The sequence below is a fragment of the Roseateles chitinivorans genome (assembly GCF_002761755.1).
In the GTDB taxonomy this organism is placed as follows: Bacteria; Pseudomonadota; Gammaproteobacteria; order Burkholderiales; family Burkholderiaceae_C; genus Roseateles; species Roseateles chitinivorans.
Genome location: NZ_PEOG01000118.1, coordinates 1 through 9414, shown reverse-complemented (window position 1 = coordinate 9414; position 9414 = coordinate 1). Strand labels below are relative to the sequence as shown.

The 9414-nt window shown below is 72.2% G+C and carries 9 protein-coding genes; all 9 read right to left on the bottom strand.

Features of this window, described 5'->3' with window-relative positions:
- Window positions 1–92: 92 nt before the first annotated feature.
- On the bottom strand, window positions 93–1211 hold the full coding sequence (locus CS062_RS24325; protein WP_158238918.1) for a polysaccharide deacetylase family protein: 1119 nt from the start codon (window positions 1209–1211) through the stop codon (window positions 93–95).
- A gap of 91 nt (window positions 1212–1302) precedes the next feature.
- On the bottom strand, window positions 1303–3987 hold the full coding sequence (locus CS062_RS24320) for a protein kinase domain-containing protein (protein WP_143742494.1): 2685 nt from the start codon (window positions 3985–3987) through the stop codon (window positions 1303–1305).
- A gap of 112 nt (window positions 3988–4099) precedes the next feature.
- Window positions 4100–5026, bottom strand: coding sequence for a type VI immunity family protein (locus CS062_RS24315; RefSeq protein WP_099864388.1), 927 nt, complete (start codon window positions 5024–5026; stop codon window positions 4100–4102).
- 3 nt (window positions 5027–5029) lie between these two features.
- Window positions 5030–5989, bottom strand: a complete 960-nt coding sequence (locus CS062_RS24310) for a beta propeller repeat protein (RefSeq protein ID WP_099864386.1) — start codon at window positions 5987–5989, stop codon at window positions 5030–5032.
- A gap of 50 nt (window positions 5990–6039) precedes the next feature.
- The gene (locus CS062_RS24305) at window positions 6040–6651 is read right to left on the bottom strand and encodes a hypothetical protein (protein ID WP_143742493.1); all 612 of its coding nucleotides are present in this window, start codon (window positions 6649–6651) and stop codon (window positions 6040–6042) included.
- A 22-nt stretch (window positions 6652–6673) separates the two neighbouring features.
- A complete protein-coding gene (locus tag CS062_RS24300; RefSeq protein WP_099864384.1) occupies window positions 6674–7045 on the bottom strand; it encodes a PAAR-like domain-containing protein in 372 nt (123 codons plus the stop codon).
- On the bottom strand, window positions 7042–8157 hold the full coding sequence (locus CS062_RS24295; protein WP_099864382.1) for a hypothetical protein: 1116 nt from the start codon (window positions 8155–8157) through the stop codon (window positions 7042–7044). The genes CS062_RS24300 and CS062_RS24295 overlap by 4 nt, the downstream gene beginning before the upstream one ends.
- Window positions 8154–9185 (bottom strand): DUF2169 family type VI secretion system accessory protein, encoded by a 1032-nt coding sequence (locus CS062_RS24290; RefSeq protein ID WP_158238917.1) that lies wholly within the window; start codon window positions 9183–9185, stop codon window positions 8154–8156. Before CS062_RS24290 ends, CS062_RS24295 begins: the two co-directional genes overlap by 4 nt.
- A 10-nt stretch (window positions 9186–9195) precedes the next feature.
- Window positions 9196–9414 (bottom strand): hypothetical protein (locus CS062_RS26440; protein ID WP_158238916.1); only part of this gene is annotated, 219 nt, incomplete at its 5' end.

The window sequence follows — 9414 nt, the reverse complement described above, 5'->3', positions numbered from 1 at the left end:
GGCCACGCCTTCGCCGCCGCGCAGCGTGCCGCTCGGGCCGCTGCTGCACGCCGCCAGCGCGGCGGCGACCAGGAGGACTGCGAGCGCGGCCCTCATGGGGTCTGTCCAATGCGGCGGCTGGTCTGCAGCCGGGCCTTGAAGGCCTCGAGGTCGTGGTCGCCGAAGATCATCGTGCGGCGCAGCATCAAGGGCTGCGCGTAGAAGGCGTTGCCGCCCGGGTTGACGGTCACCGCCAGCGTGTACTTCTGACGCGTCAGCGTCTCCAGCACGAGTTCGTTGGCGTCGCCGTAGGGATAGGCGTAATGGCGCACCTGGTCCTTGGTGTTGAGCTTCTGCTCGATCAGGTCGCGCGGGCCGGCGGTCTCGCTGTCGAGGTTGCGCTTGTAGCGCTCGTCGTTCTCGCCGGCGGTGCGCTCGATCAGGTTGCGGTGCGACTTCGAATGGGCCTGGATGTCCATCAGCCCGGAGGCCTGCATCTCCGCCAGTTGCGGCCAGCTGACCGCGTCGCCGCCCGCGCCGACGAAATCGGTGTAGACGAACATCGTCGCCGGCAGGCCCAGCTTGCGCAGCACCGGGTAGGCGAACTTGTAGACCGACTCGTAGCCGTCGTCGAAGGTGACGACGACCGCCTTGGGCGGCAGCGGCTCCTTGCCCTCGAGGTAGCCGGTCAGCTGCGAGAGCTTGACGACGCGGTAGTCGTTCTTCGCCAGCCACTCCATCTGCGCCGCGAAGCTGGCCGGGGAGACGGCCATCTTGCCGCCCGTGGTGCCCAGCCGGTGGTAGCAGAGGATGGGCACGGTCTGGAAGCTGCCGGCCCGCACGCCCACCGGGTTCATCGGCTTGAGCGGCACGATCAGCGGCTGGCCGGGATCGACCTTGGTGACGCCGGCGTTGGCCTCGCTGATCTGCCAGTCGCGGTCCTCGCTGCCCAGCAGACGGCCCGCGATGCCGCGCAGCGATTCGCCGGCGACCGGCACGTAGATCAGCAGCCGGTCGCTGCGGGCGACGACCTCGCCGTGGGCGGATGCCGCGGGCGCCTGGGTCGGCGGGGGCTCGTTCAGCGGCGGCGTGGTGGTGGGGGCGGAGACGCAGCCGGTCAGCGCGATGACCGCGGCAGCCGCGGCCAGCCTCCACCGCCCCTCACCCCGGCCCTCTCCCGCACGCGGGAGACGCGGAGGCAGCGGCAGAGGCAGAGGGAGAAGGCGAGACACCAGCTGTCCGGCCCCCTCTCCCGCTTGCGGGAGAGGGTCGGGGTGAGGGCCATTCATCAGAGGGAATCCTTTCACGCGCATCGGGCGGCGCTCACGGCTGCTTCGGCGCATCGGCATCGTCTGGCCGCGTCGGCACCGGCGGTGCGGGCTGCGTCTGCTCGTCGGACGGGGCGGCGGCCTGGCCGGCCAGCGGCGCGGCGGGCGTCTCGGCCGCTGGCGCGAGCCCGGCGGCGGCCCGGGCGCCGGAGCGCCGGCCGATCGTCGTCGGCGCCTCCGCCTTGGCGGCCGACGCCGCCAGCGCCTGCTTGTCCTGCAGCGCCTGCGCCATGCGGTCGAAAGCGGCGTAGAGCAGGCCGAACTCGTCCTTGCGCTGCTCGCGGATGCGGAAGTCGACGCGGCCGCGGCCGATCTCGTCCAGCGCCTCCACGACCAGCTTGATCGGCCGCGAGAACCAGTTGGCGACGAAGAACATCGCGATCGCGACCGCCAGCACCGTGGTCACCGCCAGCACCGCCATCAGGGTGCGCGACAGCCGCGCCACGCTCTCCAGCGGACGCTCCGGCAGGCCCAGCGCGACGCGGCCGACGGTCTTGTCCTGGAAGGTGATCGGCGAGTCGAAGCCCAGCACCGCCGCGCCTCCCGCGGCGTGGTAACGGGTGCGCTTGACGCCGCCCTGCTCGCCCAGCAGTTCACCGGGCGGGGCCTGGTAGGGCTTGCCGACCGCGTCGGGCAGGCTGGACGCGGCCACCACGCCGGCGCGATCGATCACGGTGACGCTCTCGAAGTCGCGCGTCTTCATGATCTCCTGCAGCGACACGTCGACCGACACCCAGTCTTCGCCGAGCGCGGCGGTGGCGTTCTGCGCGGCGATGAAGCGCGACAGCGCGGTGCCGTAGTCGGCCACCTGCTGCATCAGCGCCGCGTTCTGGCGCTGGCTGATGATGGAACCGCTCACCGCCATCACGATGGCGACGATGCCGGCCATCATCGCGGCCCACTTCACCCGCAGCGGGATCAGCTTGGAGCGGTTCTTGTTGCGCGCTTCCTCGTCGATCTCGCCCAGCACCTTGACCAGCGCGTCGGCGAGCTCGGCGCCGGTCTGGAAGCGGTTGTCGGGCGCCTTGGCCAGGCAGCGGTCGACGACCCGGCGCAGCGACGCGGGAATCTCCGGCCGCAGCTTGTTCAGCGGCGTCGGATCGTCCTTGGCGATCTTGAGTGCCAGGTTCACCACGCTGTCGCCGGTGAACGGGCGCACGCCGGTGAGCATCTGGTACAGCACGATGCCGACCGAGAACAGGTCCGAGCGGCCGTCGATCTTCTCGCCGTTCATCTGCTCGGGCGCCATGTACTGCGGCGTGCCCAGGACGTCGCCGACGCGGGTGCGTTGCTCCCCTTTCGTCGACTCCATGTGCGCGATGCCGAAGTCCATCACCTTGATGTCCAGCGTGCCGCGCACCCGGGCGATGTTGCCCGGCTTGATGTCCCGGTGGACGATGCCGCGCTTGTGCGCGTAGTCCAGCGCGCGGGCCAGCTGGATGGCCATCACCACGGTGTCGCGGATGGGCAGCGGCTGGCCGGGCTCGAGCAGGTCGGCCAGCGGTTCGCCGTCCAGCAGTTCCATGGCCATGTAGGGCCGGCCGTCGACCTCGCCCACGTCGTGGACGGTGACGATGTTGGGATGCGACAGGCCGCCGGAGGCGCGCGCCTCGCGCAGGAAGCGAGCGCGGTACTCGTCGTCCTCGCACAGCGAGGCATGCAGGAACTTGATGGCCACGTCGCGGCCGATGCCGGGGTCGTGGGCCTTGAACACGCTGGCCATGCCGCCCCGGCCGATGCGGTCCAGCACCTGGAAGCGGCCGACCTGGCGCACCGGCGCGTCGGCGCTGGCCTTGGCGGCGGCCAGCGCGCCGCCGGGCAGCGTGCCGGTGGACGGACGCCCCACCGGCGTGGGTTCGGGCGGCAGCGCGCGCATCGCGGCCACCGCGGCGACGGCGTCCGGATCGAGCACGGTCTCGGCGAACTCGGACGCCTGGAACTCGGAATCGCTAGCCTCCTGCACCGGCGGGACGGCCGGGGCGACGATCGGTGGCGCGGCGGGCGCCTTCGGGGCGCCGGCGACCGCTGCCAGGCTCGCCGCCGGCGCGATCACCGTCTCGTTGCCGGTGGCGGCGATCGTGTCGACGGCCTTGGACGCCGGGGGCGGCACCGGGGTGGGCGCCGGTTTGGCGACGGGTGGCAGCGCCCCGGCGGGCACGATGACGGTTTCGTTGTCGTTCACGGAAATGGCGGCCGCCGGCGTGGCCGGGGCGGCGGGAGGATCGATCGGAGCAGCGGCGGGCGCGCTGGCGGGAGGCGTCGCGGCGGCGGTCGCCGCGGGGGGCGCCATCGAGGCCGGAGCCGGGGTGGCGGGCTCCGCCGCCTCGCGCGGCATCAGCAGCGCGGCGGGGGCGATGACGGTGTGGTCGGTGTCGACGGGGATGTCGGCGGGCTTGCGGCCGGCCCGCATCGAGAAGGTGTCGGGGAAGGTCGGGTCGATGAAGCTGACGTCGCGCTCCTGCTGGACGGTCTCGGGACCATCGTCATGCGGCGGCTCGACGGCGGACGCGGCGCGGTTGGCCGCGGTGATCGGCGGCATGCGCTCCAGCGGCGCGGCGCCGGCCGGCAGCGGCGCGGGCACGATGCGGGTCGCGTCAGGATCGAGCGTGGGATCGTCGGCGGGACCCGCCGGCGCATTGCCCGGCTTGGCCGAGCGGGGATTACCTTCTGATCGTGACATCGAACGCCTCGCCGCGGCGAGGATCGCCGCCCAGCCCGCATCCTCCGTGTCACGGGGATCGGGGGCAATGAACGAAAGTCACGAGGACGCTGTGCGAGGCCTTCGAGGCGCCCTACCCGTCCACCTCCACTCGCAGCCAGGCCTGGGGGTCGATGAAGCGCTGTAACCAGGCGTTCATGACGTCCTCGTCGGCCAGTTGGCCGAACATCGGCGAGCAACTGCTCAGCAGCGCCGGTTTCAGCGCCTGCGCCACGGCCACCAGCGGCGCCAGCGATTCGTCGGCATGGATGTCGCCGCGCAGCGGTGCCGCGCCGGCGGCCAGCATCGTCGTATGCCTTCCGCGGTGGACGAACACCTCCGGACCGGCCAACCCGGCCAGGTCCGCCGGATCGATGCCGTGACCTGCCGCGAAGGCGTCGCCCACCAGCGTCAGCCAGTTGACGCCGGGCAGGCCCCGCAGCGCATCCCACTGCAGGACCGACGGTTCCAGGATCTGGATCGCCCAGCAGCGACGCGCCAGGGCCACCATGTGGCGCGCCGCCATGTACGGCGAGCCGTCCACCACGTCGAAGCACCAGCCCCCGGTGCCCCACAGCACCGGCATGTGCGACAGGCACCAGCGCGCCACCTCGGCGATCTGCCGGTTGGAGGCGTCGTCGGGGAAATCGAAGATCAGGTGGCTGGCCCGTTCCATCCCCATCGCCGGCCCCAGGTCGGCGATCTTCAGCGACATGGCGGCCTGGCCCTGCTTGCCGTCGCCCGCGAAGGCGACGCAGGCCGCCGGATCGGCGCCCGCACGGCGCGCCCAGATGCGGCCCGAGCCGCCCGCCGGTGGCAGGCGCCACTGTGTCTCGGACCCGCGCCGGAAACGGTTCAGGTGCGCGGCGAAGGGCTGCTCGCGCAGCAGTTCCCACAGGGTGTCGGGATCCATGTCCTGCCGGCTCAGGGAACCGCGCACGAACACCGCCAGCTTCAGCCGGACGTCGACCCGGGCCTGGGCCCGGGCCACCTCCATCAACGTCTGCAGGGCGGCCAACATGGGTCAGAACTTGCTGCGGGTCCAGGGCGTCGCGGCGTTGGCCGGGTCATGGACGATGAACTGCATGCGCGGCGCGGCCGGCTCGGTGAAGAACACGCGGCCGCGCCCCTCGAAGGCGCCGGCGGTCTTGAAGTTGTCCTTGACGACCTGAACGTCGCGCCCGGCCAGCTCCGCCACCCCGTTCCAGATGGCGAACAGCAGCCGGTCGTCCAGCACCGCCACGTCGTTGAGCGGCAGCGGATAACGGCCGAATTCGGTGAAGCCCGCCGCGCTGCCATGCAGCAGGCGGCCGCCCTCGCCGGCGGCGCAGAGCATGACCGCGCGCTCCGGCAGCAGCGCGATGCCGCCCAATGTCTCGCCGGCGACCGGTGTGCCGGGGATGGGCAGGTTGCGCCATTGGCCGCCATCGAAATGCAGCAGGGTGTCCACCGCGCCCACGGCATAGACGTCGTCGCCGGCATGACCGCGGATCGTGCGGATGGTCTGGTCGGCCGAGCCGTCGCCCGCCCGGGTCTGCGTCCAGGCCTGACCGTTCCAGTGATACAGGTGCCCTCCGCGCGTCCCCACATGGACATCCGAATCGCCGCTGCCCCAGATCGCCGTGATGTTGGGCACCAGCCCCTTCACGCTGTCGCGCGGCAGCGTCGAGACCGTCCAGGCCGGGCCGCCGTTCATCACCTCGTAGTCCAGGTCGCCGGCCGGCGCGGCCCAGCCGGTCGCGGCGGTCGTGGCGACGTGGCCGTCGGCGCTGCCGACCCACAGCTGGCCCGCGGGCGATGCCCACAGCACGCGCAGCGCGTCGTTGGTGTTGAGGATGGGCACGGCCGGATCGCCGGCCTTGCTGCCCGGCGCCAGGCGGTACAGGCTGCCCACGGCCGCGCCGATGTCCTCGGGCGGGTACGACAGGCCCATGAAGACGAGGCCGTCGGCCGTGTCCACGACCTGGTTGATTTCTTTCTGCAAGAGGGACTCCTTCGAAAACGTCTAGTGTCGCCGTGCCGTTCCGGGCGGTGTTACATGATGTCGACGTCCATGTTCACCGATTCGGCCTCGGCCTTCTGGGCCTTCGTCGCCGCCCAGGGATTGCGCAGCGGCGTATCCGGCTTGACCGGCGGATCCAGCTTGGCGAAGGACTCCGCCGCGGCCAGCGTGATGCACTCCGCGGCGGCCGCGATGAGGCTGTCGCGGTCCAGGTCGGGCCGCTTGATCGTGCGGGTCGGCTTGCCCTTGGACAGTGCATCCTTCGCGCCCTGCTTGTACTGCTCCATCCACTCGCTCATCGGCGCGTTGCGGTTCGCGAGATCGTTCTGCTGGGAGAACTGGCGCATCTGGTCGGTCAGGATCTTGTGCTCCATGCCTTCGCTCTGGCCGTCACCGGCCATGAAGGTCAAGGCCCCGCCGGTGCTGTAGCCCTCGCAACCGGGAAACTTCGCGCCGCCGCGGCCCAGGTCGTGCATCGCCGACGTCGGCAGGATGTGCTCCGCCTGGTAACCGTCCTTGGTGCCGACCATCTGCGAGTGGCTGCCGAATTCGATCGGCGGATCGAAGCACGCCAGGATCTCCGAGCACTTCATGTCGGCGATGGCGCCGGCCCCGCCGGCCTTCATCACCTTCAACTGAACCATCGCCGCGCTGGTACCCATGGCCTCACATCTGGTTGCCCATGCCGGAGCTGCCGGTGTAGACCACCGCCTTGCCCTCGAACTGGACGTTGGGACTGCCGTCGATGATGAAGGCGGTGGAGCCGATCTTCAGGCTGACCACTTCCTTCTGGGTACCCGGCTGGTTGCCGACGCAGTCATGCACGACCGCGTCGACATGGAAGGTCGGCTTGCCGCCGATCTTGACGCCGCGGGTGTCGCCGTCGAGCTTGCCCGAGCCCGCAGGCGTCGTGATCGGATAAGGGATCGGCACCGGACTCGGCGCGGCCGGCGTGAGGCACACGCTCGGGTTCATGTAGACGATCACATGGTTGGTCGACTCGCCGGCCACCTCGCGGGAATTGGCGTTGACGCTCATGCGGCCACCTCTCGACGCTGGACGGCAGGCGGCCGCCCGCCAGCCGCCGCCGGATCGCCCGCCGCCAGCAGCAGCGCGCCGCGCGCGCCGTCGTCGGCTCCCGCGGCCAGCACCGCGAACTCGTCGCGGGCCACCCCATGGGCCCAGTCCTGCAGCGCCAGCGCCGCCATCACCGGCAGCGCCGCCGCGCCGACGTCGCCCAGTTCCTTGAGCGGCAGGCGCAGGTCGGTGCCCGGATCCAGCACGTCGCCGAAACGCGCGATGACGTTCTGCACCTCGCGCGTCGCATACCGTTCATGCGAGGCGTCCAGCGCCCACAGGGCGCAGCGCCGGCCGGTCGCCCGCAGCGGCGCCACCGCCGCTTCCAGCGCCTGCGCGAAACCGTCGGAGCGGCACGGCCCGTCGCTGCCCACCGGATTCGCCTCGCGGCCCAGGCCGAGGCCGGCGACCCAGCCGTCCTCGCGGCCCTCGTGCGTGACCATCGCGAAGGCCGCGGCCTCGCCCGGCCGCACGCCATCCACGTTCTCCATCGTCAGCAGCCGTTCCCGCTGCTGGAGCGCTTCCAGCGTCGGCCAGTGCAGCAGGCTGTCGACGCCGCCCCAGATCACCTCGCGCCGCGACTCGGCCAGCTGCAGCGCACGCGCCATCGCGATCGCGCCGGCGGCGCGTCCGAACGGGAAGGCCTCGATGTCCGCGCCGGCGAACGCTGGCGGCAGGGCGGCCGAGAGCCGCTGCACGAAGTCGCGACCGGCGACGTTCAGCTCGTAGCTCTGCGGCTCCAGCGCGAAGCGCGCCGGCAATCCCAGCAGCAGGATCGGCGGCCGCTCGGGCGGCGGGCGCGCCTGGGTCGCGCGGCGCCGGCTCACGCCGATGAGCGCATGCACCGCCAGCGCCAGCAGCCGCTCGCGGGCCGGCAGATCCGGCGGCAGCGCCGGCGAGGCGCAGCCCATCACGCGGCGTCCCTGGCCGTCGACGAAATCGGTCAGCCCGACACCGGACACCCCGGCGCGCAGCAGCAGCGCGGTTTCCGACAGGGTCTCGCCGAGGCAGGTCACCGCCTCCGCATGGGCCAGGCCGGCGCGCCAGCCGGAGGATTTCGGGGAGGCGCTCATTCGATGTACTCCTTGGCTTGCACCGTGATCGAGGTGAAGTGGCCCCGCATCTTGGCCGGGCAGCGGAACACCGCCCGCCAGACCATCTCCAGCATCAGCGCGTCGCTGTCGACCACCACCGTGTCCAGGTGCGGCCGCCGCGTGTCGGGCCGGCCGTCGACGATCGCGTCGATGCGCAGCAGCTGGCGCGGCAGGGCGAAATCGAGCAGCGCCTGGGCATGCACGCCGGCGATGCGCACCGCCTCGCCGCCACGCAGCGGCTCCTCGAAGACCAGGCCCGGCGCGGCGCAGTGCTCATGCTCGGGCCGGTAGTCCGACGGCCGTGCCGGATAGCCGCCCGACAGCCAGGCCGCATCATGCGTGCCGGCCTGCGCGCGACGCGGCGCGAAGTGCCGGCCCAGCGGCGCGCAGCCTGCGGGGGTATGCCGGCCGCCGGCACTCGTGACCGGCTCGCCGGAGGTCTCGATCTGCGGCGCGGGCCGTCCCACCAGGGCCTCCGGATGCCGGCTGACGCCGCTGCCGACGGGATTGCGGGCTTCTTCCAGCGGCCTGGCCGGATCGCTGAAATCGGCGCCGCCGTAGGCCCGCGACCAAGCCAGCGGCGTGCGCTCGATCGGGCCGCTCTCGCCCGGTCCGATGCCGCCGAACTGCCGCACCCAGATCCGCGGTCCGTGCACCCGCAGCAGCTTGACGCGCTCGCGCACCCGGATGCCGACGTCCATCGACGTGCCGGCCTCGCCGCCCAGCGGCGGCACCGCATGACCGCTGAGCACGAAGTCGGTCCCGGGCTTGGGCAGGCCGTAGTCGCCCGGCAGGCGCAGGTCGGCGATCGCCGGATCGCCCCAGGGCTCGTCGCCGAGGCGGATCTCGCGCGGCGCCTCCGCGGCGCGCAGCCCGCCGCCCGGCACGATGTCGTAGCTGGCCTTCACCAGCACGAGACGCGCCTCGGCGCCGTCGCGGTCGAGGATGGGCAGCACCTGCGCGTGGTGGCCGCTGTGGTTGTAGAAGGCGGGCTCGTCCATGGCCATGCGACGCCGATCAATGCGGCCCGTCGACGCGCGGCTCGGTGGCGTCGCGAGGCTTGCGAGGCACCATCGCATCGGCGATGCGCTGCAGCGAGGCCTCCTGCACCGCGACGAAGTCGAAGGGACTGAAGCGCGGCGCCTGCCCCCGCGAGGCCGCGACCAGCTCCAGGTACTCGTCCTGGCGTCCGGCACGCTGCCAGCCCGGCCCGCGCAGCCGCGCCAGGAGCACGCC